General features: G+C 34.7%; 16 protein-coding genes. 11 read left to right on the top strand and 5 right to left on the bottom strand.

Features of this window, described 5'->3' with window-relative positions:
* Positions 1–11 precede the first annotated feature (11 nt).
* Positions 12–911, top strand: coding sequence for a patatin-like phospholipase family protein (locus OZP12_RS11565; protein WP_281225148.1), 900 nt, complete (start codon positions 12–14; stop codon positions 909–911).
* Between the two features lie 79 nt (positions 912–990).
* Here OZP12_RS11565 and OZP12_RS11560 read toward each other — a convergent pair whose 3' ends face one another.
* Positions 991–1518, bottom strand: a complete 528-nt coding sequence (locus OZP12_RS11560; RefSeq protein ID WP_281225147.1) for a DUF7935 family protein — start codon at positions 1516–1518, stop codon at positions 991–993.
* A 197-nt stretch (positions 1519–1715) separates the two neighbouring features.
* On the opposite strand from OZP12_RS11560, the gene OZP12_RS11555 reads away from it, so the two are divergent.
* Positions 1716–2483, top strand: coding sequence for a sulfite exporter TauE/SafE family protein (locus tag OZP12_RS11555; protein WP_281225146.1), 768 nt, complete (start codon positions 1716–1718; stop codon positions 2481–2483).
* Positions 2484–2573: 90 nt separating this feature from the next.
* On the opposite strand, the gene OZP12_RS11550 is transcribed toward OZP12_RS11555, so the two are convergent.
* Positions 2574–3227: a 3-keto-disaccharide hydrolase gene (locus OZP12_RS11550; protein ID WP_281225145.1), complete on the bottom strand. Its 654-nt coding sequence runs from the start codon at positions 3225–3227 to the stop codon at positions 2574–2576.
* 118 nt (positions 3228–3345) lie between these two features.
* On the bottom strand, positions 3346–3828 hold the full coding sequence (locus tag OZP12_RS11545; RefSeq protein WP_281225144.1) for a hypothetical protein: 483 nt from the start codon (positions 3826–3828) through the stop codon (positions 3346–3348).
* 265 nt (positions 3829–4093) lie between these two features.
* On the opposite strand from OZP12_RS11545, the gene OZP12_RS11540 reads away from it, so the two are divergent.
* The 9 genes from OZP12_RS11540 (at position 4094) to OZP12_RS11500 (ending at position 15839) form a co-directional block, all read left to right on the top strand.
* Positions 4094–4633: a lipid-binding SYLF domain-containing protein gene (locus OZP12_RS11540; protein ID WP_281225143.1), complete on the top strand. Its 540-nt coding sequence runs from the start codon at positions 4094–4096 to the stop codon at positions 4631–4633.
* A 403-nt stretch (positions 4634–5036) separates the two neighbouring features.
* Entirely contained in the window at positions 5037–5348 is a 312-nt protein-coding gene (locus OZP12_RS11535) for a hypothetical protein (RefSeq protein ID WP_281225142.1), read from the top strand.
* A 328-nt stretch (positions 5349–5676) separates the two neighbouring features.
* Entirely contained in the window at positions 5677–7179 is a 1503-nt protein-coding gene (locus OZP12_RS11530; RefSeq protein WP_281225141.1) for a rhamnulokinase, read from the top strand.
* A 47-nt stretch (positions 7180–7226) separates the two neighbouring features.
* Positions 7227–8531, top strand: coding sequence for a class II aldolase/adducin family protein (locus tag OZP12_RS11525; RefSeq protein WP_281225139.1), 1305 nt, complete (start codon positions 7227–7229; stop codon positions 8529–8531).
* Between the two features lie 244 nt (positions 8532–8775).
* A complete protein-coding gene (gene fucO / locus OZP12_RS11520; protein ID WP_281225138.1) occupies positions 8776–9936 on the top strand; it encodes a lactaldehyde reductase in 1161 nt (386 codons plus the stop codon).
* Positions 9937–9980: 44 nt separating this feature from the next.
* The gene (locus OZP12_RS11515) at positions 9981–11243 is read left to right on the top strand and encodes an L-rhamnose isomerase (protein ID WP_281225136.1); all 1263 of its coding nucleotides are present in this window, start codon (positions 9981–9983) and stop codon (positions 11241–11243) included.
* Between the two features lie 195 nt (positions 11244–11438).
* Positions 11439–12374, top strand: coding sequence for an AraC family transcriptional regulator (locus OZP12_RS11510; RefSeq protein ID WP_281225135.1), 936 nt, complete (start codon positions 11439–11441; stop codon positions 12372–12374).
* Positions 12375–12709: 335 nt separating this feature from the next.
* Positions 12710–15046 carry an ATP-dependent helicase gene (locus tag OZP12_RS11505; protein WP_281225134.1) on the top strand — a complete coding sequence of 779 codons (2337 nt, stop codon included), beginning with the start codon at positions 12710–12712 and terminating at the stop codon, positions 15044–15046.
* Positions 15047–15218: 172 nt separating this feature from the next.
* Positions 15219–15839 carry an L-threonylcarbamoyladenylate synthase gene (locus OZP12_RS11500; protein WP_281225133.1) on the top strand — a complete coding sequence of 207 codons (621 nt, stop codon included), beginning with the start codon at positions 15219–15221 and terminating at the stop codon, positions 15837–15839.
* Between the two features lie 137 nt (positions 15840–15976).
* Here the strand turns inward: OZP12_RS11500 and OZP12_RS11495 are convergent, their stop codons facing one another.
* Together OZP12_RS11495 and OZP12_RS11490 are read right to left on the bottom strand one after the other, a co-directional pair.
* Positions 15977–16819 (bottom strand): OmpA/MotB family protein, encoded by an 843-nt coding sequence (locus tag OZP12_RS11495; protein WP_281225132.1) that lies wholly within the window; start codon positions 16817–16819, stop codon positions 15977–15979.
* Between the two features lie 70 nt (positions 16820–16889).
* Positions 16890–17885, bottom strand: coding sequence for a glycosyltransferase family 2 protein (locus tag OZP12_RS11490; protein ID WP_281225131.1), 996 nt, complete (start codon positions 17883–17885; stop codon positions 16890–16892).
* Between the last annotated feature and the right edge of the window lie 40 nt (positions 17886–17925).

Raw genomic sequence — 17925 nt, 5'->3', positions numbered from 1 at the left:
AATCTAAAATCATGCGAGCATTAGTCATTTCAGGCGGAGGTAGTAAAGGCGCATTTGCAGGAGGTGTCGCCCAATATTTGTTGCAAAACAAAAGGATACACTATGACTTGTTTATAGGAACTTCAACGGGAAGTTTACTGATTCCTCACTTGGCATTGGGAAATATCAACAAACTTCACAACATCTACACCAATGTCAATATGGAACAGATATTCGACATCAATCCTTTTATTATTAAACGAAAAGGAAGAGCCGAATACGTAACCATAAACCATTTCAATGTGATATGGCAATTTATAAGAGGCAGAAGAACTTTTGGCGAAAGCCGAAAATTAAGAGAATTTATCAAAACTAATTTTTCAGAATCTGAATTCGAATACCTAAAGTCATTGCCTACTGATGTGATCGTCACTGTCACGAATATTTCCAAAAACCAACCCGAATACAAATCGATAAAAGACTGTACATATGAGGAATTTTGCGATTGGATTTGGATTTCGAGTAATTATATTCCTTTTATGAGTTTGGTCAAAAAAAACTTTTGCGAATATGGCGATGGCGGCTTTTCGTGCTTTGTTCCCATTGCCGAAGCCATTAACAGGGGAGCCACAGAGATTGATGTCATTATTCTTGAAACCGAAATCAGAATAAAAAAGACCATCCTAGGAAAAAATCCATTTTCCCTCCTAATTAATTTATTTTTATTTACGATGGATCAGGTAGGAAAACGCGATTTGTGGAACGGAAAACTCGCCGCAAAAAATAAAAACACAAAACTCAATTTATACTACACTCCGACAAAACTAACCAACAACGCACTCATTTTTAATCAAAAGAAAATGAAAAAATGGTGGGATCTTGGCTTCAAATATGCTCAAAATAAGAGCGAAATTATGAGTGATAATAAGTGAATTCCTAAGTTACTGAGCCTCTAAGTTTCTAACTCATTTTCTTAGAAACTTAGAGGCTCAACATTAGTTATTTAGAAGCTTAGTATCTTAGAAAATCAGCAACTTCTTTCTTAATATATGCCAAAGCTGCGCTGCTTGGCGTTTGTTTTTCTAATAAATCACTCAATAAAGCTTCTCTTAATTGATCGGCGTTATTTACATCAGAGCTTAAGGTTGCTTTGCGAATCATCTGAATGGTAGCATTTTTGGATGTGACAATGATTGTCCAACACTCATCGGTCATATAGATTTGTTGTGCCAAATTATGCTCGAATTCCTGCTCGATATGCGAAATAACAAAATTGCAGTAATCATTTTTATCAGTTGAAATCGGAGAGATTCTTATCAGTAAATTAGAAAGACCTATACGTTCCAAAAACAAAGTCATGCGTTCGTATGCCTGCAGACGCAAAGGCATAGAGTTTTTTTGTCCTTCTCTCATTAACAAAAAACGACGTTTTCCATCCTCGTTTTTGATATGTAAATTAAAAAAATAATAAGCGACACCACCCGTGATAATAGCTGGAATAGTATAACTCAGTAGTTCAAGTATTTTTGATAAATCCATTTTGTTTTTATTTTTAAGAAAGCAAAAATAATGTTTTTGGTACTAAATCAATGGCTATTTCTCGCAATAATATAAAGTGGAATAGTATTTTTGCGATTAAATTGCTCACTAACAAAAGAAACACAACGAATTAAGATAGATTAAAAATTTGTTATATCTGTATCAACCGTGGGCTATAAAATTAGAAATCAAAACACATGGAGACCTACATTATCGTATTACTTTGTTTAGCAGCCTTTTTTGCAGGATTTATCGACGCAATAGTAGGAGGCGGCGGACTTATACAAACACCTATTGGGCTCATATTATTACCCAATCTCCCTGTATCTACAGTCATAGGATCATTGAAAGTTCCAGCTTTTAGTGGTACTTCTTTTGCCGCTTATCAATATTTAAAAAGAGTTACTCTCAATAAAAGGATATTAATTATTATGATGCTATTGGCTTTTCCGGCTGCATTTTTAGGATCGACGCTATTGACGTATGTCAGCAATGATTTCATGAAGCCTTTATTGCTTATAGTACTTTCTTTATTAGCGATTTACACTTATGCAAAGAAAAATTTCGGTCAACATCAAGTACGGGATATTTCAGTAAGAACCCAAATTTTAAATGCTGTCGGAATCAGTTTTGTAGTGGGTTTTTACGACGGATTCATAGGCCCGGGCACAGGAAGCTTTCTAGTTGTTGCCTTTATCGCCATAATGGGATTTGATTTCCTTCACGCTTCTGCCAATGCCAAAATGGTCAATTTGGCAACCAATTTTGGTTCGATCTGTCTGTTTCTTCTCAAAGGTAAAATCATTTGGGCTATCGCATTGCCGATGGCTGCCAGTAATGCAATTGGAGGTTGGGTAGGTGCCAAACTTGCCATTAATCGAGGAAATAAATTCATCCGAATCTTCTTTTTGATTGTCGTCGTGGGCACATTGATTCGTTTTGCCTATGATGTTTTTTTCAAGTAGTTAATATTTCTTTTTAGTTGTACACTTGAAAAATATAAAGTATAAAAAAAGAGGATCTCAAATCCTCCTTTTTTATTATCCTAAATCTTATTACTTCGAAATATTCTTAATTTTAATATTCTTGAAATCAATTGGCGCATGTTCATAATTCAATGAAATCTTACCCTCAGTAGAACTAGCATCTGTACATTCGTTTACTAATTTTTCATTTAAATATTGAGTAATTTTTCCGTTCAATGATCGAATAAGAATCGTATTCCATTCGCCATAAGGTTTCTCGTTTGCAACAAATTTTGGGGTAACCACACTTGCACCGGCTTCAACCTGTTTTCCGTTTATTTTTGCCGTTACCTGATCCAAGAAAATAAAATCACCGGTTGTATTTTCTTTTATTTGAAATTGAATTCCTTTTGGCCAAACTTTATCTGATGCATCCAAAGGAATATTGTACATTACACCACTATTTTTGGTACCGTTTATTTTATACTTCTCATCTATATTCCATCGGAATTCCAAAGAAAGTTCAAAATTTTTATAACTCTTTTTAGTCATTAAACAACCAACATTTTCTCCATACATACGAATCATTCCATCGGTAAAGTCATAAACTTTTGACGGTTCCTGCCTTGCAATATTTGTTTTTGTAAAAGCATACCAATCATCCATTGATAAGCTTTTTTGTTGAACGGCACATGAATTTAAAATAAAAAGAAGAACAATGGCAAAAGTTGATTTTTTAAGCATAAGTATAATTTTAAAAACGAAATCTATCGTGGTTTTAAGGATTTATAAAAAGTAAAAATTGGACTCAAAAATACTCTTTTTGCAAAGAAAAAGGGGAACAAATTCCCCTTTTCATAAATTATTTTTTTTCACATTCTACTTTCGAGAATTTGTATTTTACCTTATCAAAGTCAATCGGAGTGCCTTTTGCAAAATAAGAGCGTCCCAAATATGTTTCTATTTTCCCGCTGCCCAATATGAGTTCATTTCCTTTTTTTAGCATTGCCATTGGATTCTTGAATGTCACTTTATCATTCGTTACCATAGCAAAAGTGTAGTCAACAAATAAAGTGTCTCCATGAAAACTTCCTTCTATTTTTCCAACTTTTTCTGGGTGTTCAAAAACCTTCATGCTCATATTTCCGGTTATTTTACCATCCTTCAGTGTATTAATTTTCAAATCAAGAGTATCTTGTTCATACAAGGCTCTGTAACACTCTGTGTTTATCGGTTTTTCTTCCTGTACTTTGGCAGTTTTAACTTCATTTTGGTTAGGTTCTTTTTTGCAACTTACGAAAACAATGCAAAACATCAGTAAATAAAACAAATCTGATTTTTTCATGGCAATAGATATTTAGTTAAAATTAGAAACATAGTAATTGTATTGCTAATTTACGAATAAATAATACTTATTAATTGAAAAAAATCATTTTTAAATTCGATAAAAGACCATCATCATAAATGAATGGATGCAGATGATGCTCTTATGTGCTACTACGTTAAAAATTAGTTATAAATATTTGATAATCAGTAATATTTTAATACTTGTAATAACTTTTTACTAACTTTGATAAAAGAATATTTACAAACAATTTAATATATATGCTATGAAAAAATTAAATGTCATTTTGTTAACAATGATGGTTTGTGTTCTAAATGCAACATCAATTTTCGGGCAGTCTGAATCGAAAAAGAATAAAATTATTGCCGACGCAAGCACTTCAAAAGCAGAGTTTATTAAAGCCGATCCACTTATGAAATCTATTTTCACCAATGCTTATGGCTATGTAATCTTTCCAAATGTTGGTAAAGGAGGAGTTGGTGTTGGAGGGGCAGCCGGAAATGGAGCTGTTTATGAAAAAGGCCAACTTATAGGTATGGCAAAATTGTCACAATTGAGTATTGGTCTTCAAGCTGGTGGACAAGCCTATCGTGAAGTCATATTTTTTGAATCGAAAGCAGCGATGGATCGATTTAAAGACAGCAAATTCGAGTTTTCAGCACAAGTTTCGGCTGTAGCGGCAAAAGCAGGTGCTTCAGGAAATGCAAAATACACTGACGGTGTCATGGTGTTTACCATGCAAAAGGGAGGCCTTATGTATGAAGCTTCTGTTGGTGGTCAAAAATTTACATTTCATAAATTGTAAAACTCTTTCTTGCTTATAATATCTATAGCTCATCAAAATAAAAAGCTATGATTATAAAATGTCATAGCTTTTTACCCTTTCAAAAAGTGTTTTTATTGCAGTTGTTGAGAATCAATTCCCCGAATTATCACTAACAAACACTCAAAAAATCTTGAGTATTTTCATTAAACACGATTTTCAACAACTACTCAAAATGATATTCAAATAATTTTATTTTGCAAAAAATCAAATAGTTTCTTCTCAAAGAAAACAGATGTTAATTTTAAATTAAATGTCCTTTTATAATCCATTACAGGCAATATTTGGCACCAAACTTGTCTATTAAAAATGGATTAAGATATTTTGGCACGGGTACGCATAGGTCTAAATGCTATCGCAAAATCAATTTAAAATAACTGCAATCATGAAAAATAAAATAAAATTTTCAGAAAAAAATGAATTTCAGGAAAGACAATTTTTAGATCAAAAAGAAACTGAGTCAATTGGTGAGCAAAAAAGCGACAGAAAACCATTTCATAAAATAATTAAAGGAAAAGTCAAAGTATATCACAATAATCACAAACCTAATTTTTGGTGCCACAAACACAATTATAACGATGAATCAGAATTAATTTTAATTTCTGATCGAATGCTACTTTTTATGAAATTTGTCTTAGTTATGATTGTACTGTTTTTTTTGTTTTTAATATTTAAGAATAATCCAATCGTAATTTAATAATATTTTGATTAGTGCTTTCTCAAACACTTTATTAAAGCACCAATTTGCAATTTATAATAGCACAAAACAGTATCGAAACTCTTAAAAACTCTTGGTTTTTCTTCTAAAATGCATTTTTGATTTGCTAAACCAGACAACTCCAAATTGAATATATGGCAAAATAACGGTGTCAAAAATTAGAATTTGATCAAAAAATTAAGTTTAATTATCAAAAATTCATCTTTGATTTTGTTTTAAAAAAATACGTTTGTAGTAATTAATCATGGAGCTAAAAAAGCAACATTGGATTATCACTTCAAATTTTTTCTTATTCATATAAAATCAGATGAAAAATAAATCTTTTTTAGCATTTGACCTTGGAGCAACCAGCGGACGCACGATTTTGGGGACAATTGAACAAGGTCGCCTCCAAATGAAAGAACTAACACGTTTTTCAAATCAAATACTTCAAATCGGGAATCACATTCATTGGAATATTTATTCCTTATTCGAACACCTGAAGGCAGGACTTGCAGCAGCAAAAAGAGAAGGAGTAGAGATAGCTTCAATTGGCATTGATACTTGGGGCGTTGATTTTGCTTTGCTTGCCGAAGACGGCTCAATATTAGGAGCTCCTTATGCTTATCGTGACCCACATACGGTGGGTATGCCCGAAAAATATTTTCAATTAATTTCCCGCGAAAAAGTTTATGAACTAACCGGAATTCAAGTAATGAATTTTAATAGTTTGTATCAACTTTTTGCTTTAAGCCAGGCAAATAATTCTTTACTCAAAAGTGCAAAAGAAATGCTATTCATCCCGGATGCTTTGGCTTATATGCTTACCGGCAATAAAGTAGTAGAATATACCATTGCATCAACTTCACAAATTTTAAATCCCCGAACCAAAAAATTCGAAGTAGAATTACTTGAAAAAGCTGGTGTTTCACCATCAATTCTTGGAGAAATTGTTATGCCCGGGCATTTGATTGGCCAATTAAAAGATGATTTGGCTACAGAAAGCGAATTAGGCAAAATCAATGTGGTTGCAGTTGCTGGACATGATACGGGAGCAGCAGTAGCAGCAGTTCCGGCGATGAGTGAAAATTTTGCTTATCTAAGCTCAGGCACATGGTCATTGATGGGTATTGAAGTAAAAGACCCGATTATCAACGAAAATACTTTTGCTTTGAACTTCACCAATGAAGGAGGAATTGAAGGTACAACACGTTTTTTGAAAAACATTACAGGCATGTGGTTATTGGAACAATGCTTGAAAGATTGGAAAAACGAAGGCATCACTTATGCCTACGAGAAATTAGTCCAAATGACCACCGCAGTTCCGGCTTTTCAATCCATTATTGATCCTGACCACGAATCATTTGCAAATCCTGCTTGCATGCCTACAGCGATAGCAGAATATTGTTGGCAAACCAATCAAATAGTGCCATCGACCCATGCCGAATTTGTTCGATGTATTTTCGAAAGCCTTTCACTGAAATACAATTACGTATTAGAAAAGCTTAAAGATTTAGCGCCTTTCCCTATTGAAAAACTACATGTAATAGGTGGCGGGTCAAAAAATCCTTTACTAAATCAATGGACTGCCAATGCTACTGGAATTACAGTATTAGCAGGCCCTTCAGAAGCAACCGCTATTGGAAATATAATGATTCAGGCAAAATCAGCCGGTTGTGTAAAATCTTTACAGGAAATGCGTCAAATTATTTGCAACTCCGTACAATTAGACGAATTCACGCCTGAGAACCCAATTGCCTGGCATGAAGCCTATCAAAAATTCTTGACAATTACTCGATTAGGTCAAGAAAATCATGTAGAACATGTGTAGAAAAAATTAAGAACGAAAGAAAGAAATAAGCAAATAAATTATTCAAAATGAAAAAGTTAGATATTAAATTGATGCATCCGGTCGAACAGATTAACATGGTAATCGGGAGGATTTATGAAAAAGGAATGACTACCACATCCGGAGGTAACATTTCGATAAGAGATAAAAATGGGGATATATGGATAACCCCTTCGGCAGTTGACAAAGGAGATTTGACTCCAAAAGATATTGTTTGTGTAAAAGCTGACGGAACTGTAGTAGGCCTGCACAAACCTTCATCAGAATTCCCTTTTCATAAAGCAATATTCGATGCACGCCCTGATATAAACGCAATTATTCATGCTCATCCTCCTGGATTAGTCGCTTTTAGTATCACTCGTCAAGTTCCAAATACGAATATTACCCCTCATTTTCGTTCTGTTTGTGGTAAAATAGGTTATGCACCTTATGGTTGTCCGGGTAGTGAAGATTTAGGCAAAAAAATTGCAGATCAATTTATCAATAGCGACAGCAAAGCGGTAATTATGGAAAACCACGGAGTTGTGTTAGGCGGATCAGATATGCTCGATGCTTATCAACGATTTGAGACGCTTGAGTTGTGCTGTTGTATCCTTATAAGTGCCGGAAAACTTGGGAAAATAAACGCTTTGACTGATGAACAAATTCAACAATACAGAGCGCAAATTCCTTCAAAAGCAGATCGTTTTTCAGATCCTGGTTATCCTTCAGACGAACTTGCCATTCGAAGAGACATGGTAAATATCATTCACCGTGCCTGCGAACAAGGATTGATGATTTCTACTTTTGGAACTGTATCTGCCCGTTGGAATAAAAATGATTTCTTGATTACACCTCACAATGTCTCTCGTTGGAACATTACAGCCGACAATATCATTCAGGTTAAAAACGGAATGACCGAAGACAATAAAAATCCAAGTTATCAAGTGAAATTGCACCAACGCATTTACGAAGAAAATCCACATATCAATTCGATCATCACCACGCAATCTCCAAATTTGATGGCGCATTCGATCAGCGGAACCAAATTTGATGTCCGCACCATTCCTGAAAGCTGGATTTTCTTGCAGGATGTACCTTCAATTCCTTTCGGTTCTTTATTCGATGACATAGATGGCATGGCAAAAATGTTTGATAAAAACCGTGTTGTCTTAATCGAAAATGACTGTGCTGTAGTTACTGGAGACAAATTATTGAACACATTTGACTATTTGGAAGTGGCCGAATTTAGTGCCAATTCATTGGTAATGGCAGCCTCTGTTGGTCCTTTGTGTCCAATGGGAGATGCCGAGATAGACGAATTAAGAGTGGCTTTTAGTGCGATAATTAGATAAGAGAGAGTCCGATTATTTTTTTGGAGCGGAAAGAATAGGCGTTTTCGGAAGGCATGGATCCCGCCATCCGCTACAATCTTTTGCCCTTGAACCCCAAGGGCAAAAGGATTTTCGCTTCTGTCGGGGCTAAAGAGCAAGTTTTTGATTTTTTGCGATCATTTAAGACCTAAACAGGCTTCAGAAACATAAGTATTAGGTCTCAGATGAAAAAATAAGAAATATTAAAAAAATTTATATAAAAATCATGAGTACCATTAAACGAATTATTTTAAACGAGATGTCCTATTATGGCGCGGGATCTCGATCTGTTCTTGCAGATGAAATTAAAAAAAGAGGCCTGAAGAAAATTTTTATCGTTACCGACAAAGATTTAATAAAATTTGGAGTAGTAGAAAAAGTTACTTCTGTTTTAGATTTGGGAAAAATTGAATACAGTATTTTTTCAAATGTAAAACAAAATCCAACCGTTGCTCAAGTAAAAGAAGGTGTATTGGATTTTAGTGCATCGGGAGCTAATGCGATAGTTGCTATTGGTGGCGGTTCACCTATTGATACTGCCAAAGCCATAGCAATTATTTCGAACAATCCAGAATTTGCCGATGTAGTTTCTCTTGAAGGAGTAGCCGATACCAAAAACAAATGTGTCCCAATTATCGCTTTACCTACAACCGCAGGAACTGCTGCCGAAGTCACAATTAACTATGTGATTACTGACGAAAAAAGTGTAAAGAAAATGGTTTGCGTTGATCCAAACGCTATACCAATTCTTTCCATTGTCGATGCCGAATTGATGTTGACCTTGCCACCAAGCGTAACAGCTGCAACCGGAATGGATGCATTGACTCACGCAATCGAGGGTTATATTACAAAAGGAGCTTGGGAAATGTCGGATATGTTTGAATTAAAAGCTATCGAGATGATCGCCAAACATTTACCAACTGCAGTCAAAAATCCTTCTAATGTTGAGGCTCGCGACGGAATGGCTGTTGCTCAATATATTGCTGGAATGGGATTTTCTAATGTGGGATTAGGTTTAGTACACGGAATGGCTCATCCTTTAGGAGCTTATTATGATATTCCGCACGGGGTTGCTAACGCATTATTGTTACCAATTGTAATGGAATACAACACCAAATCATCAATTAGCAAATACGCCGAAATTGCACGAGCTATGGGAATTTACGTTAACAATTTGTCTTTGGTTGAAGCCGCACAAGCTGCAGTTCAAGCAGTAAAAAATCTTGCAATAGAAGTGGGAATTCCGGAAAAACTGAACTTGCTAAATGTAAAAGAAGAAGATTTGGAAAGACTTGCCCAATCAGCTTTTGAAGATGTTTGCACCCCTGGAAATCCACGTGACGTTACTGTTCAAGAAATATTAGAACTTTATAAAAAAGCATTTTAATTATCCCCAAAAGGGAATAGATCAAAAAACAACCAATTTAGAAAATGAAAACAGAACAAGTAAATCAGGCATTTGAATATGCAAAAACACGATATGCTCAATTTGGTATCGATGCCGAAAAAGCGATTGCTGAAATGGATAAATTATCCATCTCATTACACTGCTGGCAAGCTGATGATGTAACTGGATTTGAAACCGGTAATGATGAGTTGACAGGCGGAATTCAGGTAACAGGTAATTACCCTGGAAAAGCAAGAACAATAGCAGAACTTCGTGCTGATATCGACAAAGCAATGTCTTTAATCCCAGGCGAACATCGTGTGAACATTCATGCTTTATATGGAGATTTTGGCGGAGAAGTAGTAGATCGTAATCAAATTGAGGTAAAACATTTCCAAAGCTGGATTGACTGGGCGAAAGAAAAAGGTTATAAATTAGACTTTAATGCTACTTGTTTCTCTCACGAAAAATCAGCTAGCGGATTCACATTATCACATAGAGATCCTACTGTTCGTCAGTTTTGGATTGATCACGTGATCCGTTGCCGTAAAATCGCCGAAGAAATGGGCCGTCAATTAGGCTCAAAATGTATCCATAACATTTGGATTCCAGACGGATCTAAAGATCTAACTGTTGATCGATTAGAATATCGTCAAAATCTAAAAGATTCATTAGACAAAATTTTTGAATACAAAACAAATGATGACTACATGCTGGACAGCATCGAATGTAAATTATTTGGTATTGGAAGCGAAAGTTTTGTAGTTGGATCACATGAATTTTACATGGGCTATGGGATTGCCAATAATAAATTAATCACTCTCGACGCTGGACATTTTCATCCAACCGAAGTAATATCTGATAAAATTTCCTCACTATTATTGTTTTCTCCGGAGGTATTACTTCATGTTAGCCGTGGCGTTCGTTGGGACAGTGACCACGTAGTCATTTTAAACGATGAATTACAAGCCATTGCCCAGGAAATAATTCGCGCCAAAGCTTTGGAACGTGTCCACGTTGGGCTTGATTTCTTTGACGGTTCCATCAACAGAATTGGAGCTTATGTAATTGGTGTTCGCGCCACACAAAAAGCATTTTTACAGGCGTTATTGGAACCAATAGAGCAATTACGTGCTTACGAAGAAAATGGACAGAATTTTGAGCGTCTTGCATTATTAGAAGAAGCTAAATCTTTGCCTTGGTCTGCAGTTTTTGACTACTATTGTGCCAAAAATGGTATTCTTGCCGCCGAAGATTATATCGCCGACATTCAGGAATATGAAAAGAATGTAACTTCAAAAAGATAAAACTTGTACCTCTTGGATTATCCAATTAGTTCAATCTTTTTGAAATAACAAATGGTATTAAATCCTCAACTTCAGAAAAATGAAGTTGGGGATTTTTTTTAAAACATGATTTATATCAGAATTGGATGGATACCTATTTTTTAAATTTGTTATGAAATTTTTCATTCAATTAAATCCTAATTCATCCATATTTCAATGCCTTACAAAAACATAAACAATAGCGTTAATTATTCAATAACTTCACATGAAGATGAATTATGGGGACTAACGATTACTACTGTCGGTCATCAAAATATTAATGAAAAACAACAGTATCCTCCCGAAAAACATCCATTGGGATATTATTTCAATGTTGGAAAAGGCAGAGTTCTAAATGAATATCAATTACTGTATATCACAAACGGGAATGGAGTTTTTACTTATGGAAATTCAAAAGAATCCTATTTTATAACCGAAGGAAAAATGTTTTTCTTAATGCCGGGTGTTTGGCATACTTATAAGCCTATGGAAAACACCGGTTGGAATGAATATTGGATTGGTTTTAAAGGAAAAATGATTGAACGAATCGTTCGAGAAGGTTTCTTTTTAAACAAACCACCTGTTTTTCATATCGGAATGAATGAAGAAATCATCGATTTGTATTACAAAGCAATAGAAATCGCACAAGAAGAGCGAGCTGGATTTCAGCAGGCTCTATGTGGTATTGTGATGAATATTTTAGGTTTAATGTATTACCGTGATAAAACAAGGGATTTTGAAGATGAAGAACTCATCAACAAAATCAACAAAGCCAAAGTGATGATGCGGGAAGATATCTACAGAAATGTAACTGCAGAAGAAATTGCCCGAAATCTCGGAATTAGCTATTCAGGGTTTCGTAGAGCTTTCAAAGAATTGACAGGTACTTCTCCTTCAAAATACATGCTCGAATTAAAACTAAACGAAGCCAAACTTTTATTATACAGCACTAATCTGCCCATAAAAGAGATTTCATATAGTTTGCAATTTGAGAACCCGGATTATTTTCCAATTTTCTTCAAAAAAAGAACAGGAAAAACACCTAGCGAATACCGAAATTTTGTGTGCTCAAGCAACATTGAACAAAATCAGGAAAGCTGCTCTCTTGTATAATCATTACACAAACCAAAGAAAAACCTAATAAACTACCTCGGGCAAAGCCCCAGAGGTATTAGCTAAATAGTAACCTCAGATTTATAGATTTTTAAAAATCCTTTTTTAATCTGTGAATCTGTGGCAAAAAAAAAACGAAGCAGAGCTTCGAGGAATTAAACCTAAAGAAATTAAATAAAATTCAAATACTAAAATTTTTAGTTTTTGAAACAACTCCATTTTATACTAAAAATTTCATGCTTGAAAACTACGTCTATAATTCTGCAATCTGATTGCTGATAAGGAATAATATTCATTCTAAAATTCTTATTTTTGCATCAAACAGAAATTTTTCTATGCAAAAATATATCGATCAGCTTAACGAAGCTCAACGTGCACCAGTATTGCAAAAGGAGGGACCAATGATTATTATTGCTGGTGCCGGATCTGGTAAAACTCGTGTGCTTACCATCAGAATTGCTTATTTGATGCATCAAGGTGTGGATCCATTCAATATTTTGTCGCTTACCTTTACCAATAAAGCGGCACGTGAAATGAAGAAACGTATCTCAGACATTGTTGGTGCCAGCGAAGCCAAAAATCTATGGATGGGGACTTTTCACTCTATTTTTGCCCGAATTTTACGTTCCGAAGCAGAACATTTAGGTTATCCGTCAAATTTTACAATATACGATTCCCAAGATTCTTTGCGTGCCATTTCAGCGATTATCAAAGAAATGCAATTGGACAAAGATGTATATAAACCTAAACAAGTTTTAAGCAGGATTTCCAACTTTAAAAACAGTTTGATTACCGTAAAAGCGTATTTCAACGACCCCGAATTGCAGGAAGCAGATGCTATCAGCAAAAAACCCCGAATGGGTGAAATTTATAAGAACTATGTAGATCGATGCTTCAAGTCGGGCGCAATGGATTTTGATGATTTGTTGTTAAAAACCAATGAATTATTAACGCGTTTTCCAGAAGTTCTTGCAAAATATCAAAACCGTTTCCGCTATTTATTGGTTGATGAGTACCAAGATACGAACCACTCTCAATATTTGATTGTTCGTGCTTTGTCTGATAAATTCCAGAATATTTGTGTAGTAGGGGATGATGCGCAAAGTATTTATGCTTTCCGTGGTGCAAATATCAATAACATTTTGAACTTCCAGAAAGATTATGAAGGAGTAAACACTTTTAGGCTAGAGCAAAACTACCGTTCAACCAAAAACATTGTGGAAGCCGCCAATACGATCATTGACAAAAACAAAGTAAAACTGGACAAAGTAGTTTGGACAGCCAATGAATTTGGTCCTAAAATCAAAGTCCACAGAAGTATTACAGATAATGAAGAAGGCCGTTTTGTAGCTAGCACCATTTGGCAACAAAAAATGAACCATCAAATGCACAATGGTGAATTTGCAATTTTATATAGAACAAACTCTCAATCGCGAGCCATAGAGGATGCTTTACGAAAAAGAGATATTCCGTATAGAATTTATGGGGGTTTGTCTTTTTACCAAAGAAAAGAAGTTAAAGATGTGTTGTGTTACCTCCGACTAGTGGTTAATCCAAAAGACGAAGAAGCTTTGATTCGTGTAATTAATTATCCGGCACGAGGAATTGGAAATACCACTATCGAAAAACTAACGATCGCAGCCAATCATTACAAACGTTCGATTTTTGAAGTAATGCAAAACATTGAACGAATTGACTTAAAACTGAATTCACCGACCAAACAAAAACTGCTTGATTTTGTTACGATGATTCAGAGTTTTCAAGTAATTAACGAAAATCAGGATGCCTTTTACCTTACCGATCACGTAGCCAAAAAAACCGGTTTAATTCAGGAATTGAAGAAAGACGCCACTCCTGAAGGTATGGCTCGAATTGAAAATATCGAACAATTACTGAGCGGGATTAAAGATTTCACTGAGGGACAAAAAGAAGTTGACGGAGCACGTGGTTCATTAGCTGAATTTTTGGAAGATGTCGCCCTTGCAACCGATTTGGACAAAGACACCAGCGATGAAGACCGCGTGGCTCTGATGACGATTCACTTGGCCAAAGGACTTGAATTCCCGCATGTATTTGTAGTTGGTATGGAAGAAGATTTATTCCCAAGTGCTATGAGTATGAGTACACGAAGTGAATTGGAAGAAGAACGCCGATTGTTTTACGTAGCTCTAACCCGTGCCGAGCACCAAGCATATTTAACTTATGCGCAATCGCGTTACCGTTGGGGAAAACTAACTGATAGTGAACCTTCACGTTTTATTGAAGAAATTGACGGACAATACTTGGAATACCTCACACCTGCGGAAAGTAATTATCGCTACAAACCGATGATTGATAGTGATATTTTTGGAGATGTGGATAAATCCAAATTGCGATTAGCCAAACCTGTTAGCGGAATGCCTCCAAAACACGTGACAGAAAATGAACCGAAACCGGATTTAAACATTCGTAAATTAAAACCAGTATCTGGAAATAATCCTCCGTCAGGAAATGCTAATTTATTTGATAACAAACTGGTTGCCGGAAATGTAGTAATGCACGAACGCTTCGGAAAAGGGCAAGTCATCAACCTTGAAGGTGTTGGTGCCGACAAAAAAGCGGAAATCAAATTTGAAGTAGGAGGTTTGAAAAAGTTATTATTGCGTTTTGCAAAATTAGAAATCATCGGGTAAAAAGAATAAAAGTACAGAACAAAGAAAATAGATTGGAGAATCGATTTATGAATCTTCATTAGCTTAAAAAAATACTTTAAAAATCTTAATTAGCAATCTATTTACTACTTTTGTAATATGTTAAAACTTGTCATGAGAGACAAACGATTAACAATAAACCATAAACAACAAAATGGCACAGCTAGTAAAAATATACCCCGATAAACCAAGTGAAGCAGCAATCGCAAAAGTGGTAAAAGTGCTTCAAGATGGTGGTTTGGTTATTTATCCAACTGATACGGTTTATGGATTGGGTTGTGATATCACCAATTCCCGCGCCCTGGAAAAAATAGCCAAAATAAAAGGCGTTAAATTAGAGAAAGCTAATTTTTCCTTTATTTGCCACGATTTAAGCAACTTATCTGATTATGTAAAGCAAATAGATACTTCTACTTTTAAAATACTAAAAAGAGCTTTACCTGGACCTTATACTTTTATTCTTCCGGGAAATAATAATCTGCCAAAGGAATTTAAAAAGAAAACAACAGTCGGAATCCGTGTTCCGGATAATTCCATTGCATTAGAAATTGTGCGCCAACTAGGAAATCCGATTGTTTCAACCTCTATTCGCGACGAAGATGAAGTAATTGAATACACCACTGACCCTGAACTTATTTTTGAAAAATGGCAAAATCTAGTAGATATCGTCATTGATGGTGGGTACGGTGACAACGTTGGATCTACTATTATTGATTTATCAGGATATGAACCAATAGTAGTAAGAGAAGGAAAGGGAGACCTTGATATAATTTAAAATTTAAAACTTACAAAACAAATTAACAGAACTTCGGTTCTGTTTTTTTTATGTCACTATTTTACGATTTTACGATGATATAAGGCGTAAAAAAAACGTCCCGATAATCGAGACGTTTTTCAAAACTAAAAATGATTTTATTTTTGAGCTCCTGGTTGTTTTTTCATTTCTTTTTCAACCATATCGTAGAACTGATCAATTTTTGGCATTACATAGATACGAGTTCTTCTGTTTTTTGCTTTGTTTTCAGCAGAATCATTTGGAACCAAAGGAACGTATGAACTTCTACCAGCAGCAATTAACTGTTCTGGTTTTACTCCTAAGTCCTTAGACAAAATACGGATGATAGCAGTAGAACGTTTAACACTCAAATCCCAGTTATCAACTAAACAAGAGTTACCTTTTAATACATCTGTATCAGTGTGTCCTTCAACCATGCACTCAAAATCAGGTTTATCATTGATTACTTTCGCAACTTTTGTCAAAACTCCTTTAGCTTTATCATTTACTTCATAGCTACCGCTTTTGAATAACATTTTATCAGAGATAGAAATGAAAACAACACCTTTATCAACATTGATTTCGATGTCTTGATCATCCATTCCAACAACTGATTTTAAGCTGGTAACAACTGCAAGAGTAACACTATCTTTCTTAGTTAAAGCATCTTGCATTCTGCTGATTTTCAAATCTTTTTCTTTGATAGACTCCAAAGCTTTCTCAATGTTTTCAGCACCTTTGGTAGTCAAAACAGTCATGTCTTTTGAAGTATTGATCAAATGTTGATTTGTTTCTTTCAAACCTGCTACAGTAGCAGTAAGACCTGCTTTTTCTTCTAAACAAGAGTTCAGTTTTACAGTACAAGTATTAAGTAAATCTTGTGTTTCTTTGTTTTTAGCTTCTAATGCAGCATATTCCTTTTTGGACACGCAAGATGTCAAAAGAGCCAAAGCTGATAACGTAACCATTATTTTTTTCATAGTACAAATTTTAATTAAACGTGAATTACAAAGTTAGTTTTTAATATTAATTTTCAAATGTAAATTATTGTTAAAAATAGTTAGCAAAAACTGTGCCATTTTCAACATAATACCCATAAACGACGCTTTTTGTTTTAAAGTATAATTTGGTCTGTTTTTTTTCTCTTTTTTTATAATTTCTAAAAAACAACCCATAAAAAGAAAAATGCGCACGTATAATTGCCGAACAATGAGCAAATTGACCTTCCAAAATAAATTTAACTCCTGCAATACCATCCAACAGCAACCTAACAATAAGAACCTGAAAAAGAACATCTTGCGGCAAATTCTTCGTTAACATCAATAATGAATTTCTAAAATTAAGAAACGTTTTTTTAGGATTGGACTGTTGCAAAGTAGCCCCTCCAACATGATAAACTATTGATTCTGGACAATATTTTATTTTATAATCTTTATTAATTGTTCTCCAACACAAATCAATCTCTTCCTGATGGGCAAAAAAATCTTCATCAAATCCTTTCATTTCCTTATAAACAGCTGATCGAATAAAAAAACAAGCTCCAGAGGCCCAAAAGATTTCTATTCTATCATCGTATTGCCCTTTGTCTTTTTCCAAAGTGTCAAAAATGCGTCCGCGACAAAAAGGATACCCAAACTTATCAATGAATCCACCAGCCGCTCCGGCATATTCAAAATATTCTTTCTTTTTAAAATCCAATATCTTCGGCTGAATAATTGCCGTTGCAGGTTCAGTCTCAAAAATCTTTACTATGGGATTCAGCCAATTTTCGGTCACTTCAATATCTGAATTGACCAAAGCATAAATTTCTTCATCTACCTGTTGCAAAGCCTCATTGTAACCGCCAGCAAAACCTTTATTGCTTTTATTTTGAATAATTTTAACTTCGGGATAATTATTTTTTACAAATTGTATTGATTCATCTGTCGAAGCGTTATCGGCAACATATATAGTCGCTTCTTGTGAAAATTGGGTAACAGAAGGTAAAAATTGCTCCAAAAGCTTTACTCCATTCCAATTCAGTATTACTACAGCTATTTTTTTCAAGAAATTTTACTATTTAACCGCGAAACTTGCAAAGTTTATT

Source organism: Flavobacterium aquiphilum (assembly GCF_027111335.1).
Lineage (GTDB): Bacteria > Bacteroidota > Bacteroidia > Flavobacteriales > Flavobacteriaceae > Flavobacterium > Flavobacterium aquiphilum.
The sequence above is the reverse complement of the archived record's forward strand: the minus strand, read 5'-3'. Positions and strand labels throughout refer to the sequence as shown.

Coding starts and splice junctions, on each gene's coding strand:
- OZP12_RS11565 (WP_281225148.1), top strand. CDS start 12: ATGCGAGCATTAGTCATTTCAGGCGGAGGTAGTAAAGGCGCATTTGCA.
- OZP12_RS11535 (WP_281225142.1), top strand. CDS start 5,037: ATGAAAAATAAAATAAAATTTTCAGAAAAAAATGAATTTCAGGAAAGA.
- OZP12_RS11555 (WP_281225146.1), top strand. CDS start 1,716: ATGGAGACCTACATTATCGTATTACTTTGTTTAGCAGCCTTTTTTGCA.
- OZP12_RS11540 (WP_281225143.1), top strand. CDS start 4,094: ATGAAAAAATTAAATGTCATTTTGTTAACAATGATGGTTTGTGTTCTA.
- OZP12_RS11510 (WP_281225135.1), top strand. CDS start 11,439: ATGCCTTACAAAAACATAAACAATAGCGTTAATTATTCAATAACTTCA.
- OZP12_RS11505 (WP_281225134.1), top strand. CDS start 12,710: ATGCAAAAATATATCGATCAGCTTAACGAAGCTCAACGTGCACCAGTA.
- OZP12_RS11530 (WP_281225141.1), top strand. CDS start 5,677: ATGAAAAATAAATCTTTTTTAGCATTTGACCTTGGAGCAACCAGCGGA.
- OZP12_RS11525 (WP_281225139.1), top strand. CDS start 7,227: ATGAAAAAGTTAGATATTAAATTGATGCATCCGGTCGAACAGATTAAC.
- fucO (WP_281225138.1), top strand. CDS start 8,776: ATGAGTACCATTAAACGAATTATTTTAAACGAGATGTCCTATTATGGC.
- OZP12_RS11550 (WP_281225145.1), bottom strand. CDS start 3,227: ATGCTTAAAAAATCAACTTTTGCCATTGTTCTTCTTTTTATTTTAAAT.
- OZP12_RS11545 (WP_281225144.1), bottom strand. CDS start 3,828: ATGAAAAAATCAGATTTGTTTTATTTACTGATGTTTTGCATTGTTTTC.
- OZP12_RS11495 (WP_281225132.1), bottom strand. CDS start 16,819: ATGAAAAAAATAATGGTTACGTTATCAGCTTTGGCTCTTTTGACATCT.
- OZP12_RS11500 (WP_281225133.1), top strand. CDS start 15,219: ATGGCACAGCTAGTAAAAATATACCCCGATAAACCAAGTGAAGCAGCA.
- OZP12_RS11560 (WP_281225147.1), bottom strand. CDS start 1,518: ATGGATTTATCAAAAATACTTGAACTACTGAGTTATACTATTCCAGCT.
- OZP12_RS11515 (WP_281225136.1), top strand. CDS start 9,981: ATGAAAACAGAACAAGTAAATCAGGCATTTGAATATGCAAAAACACGA.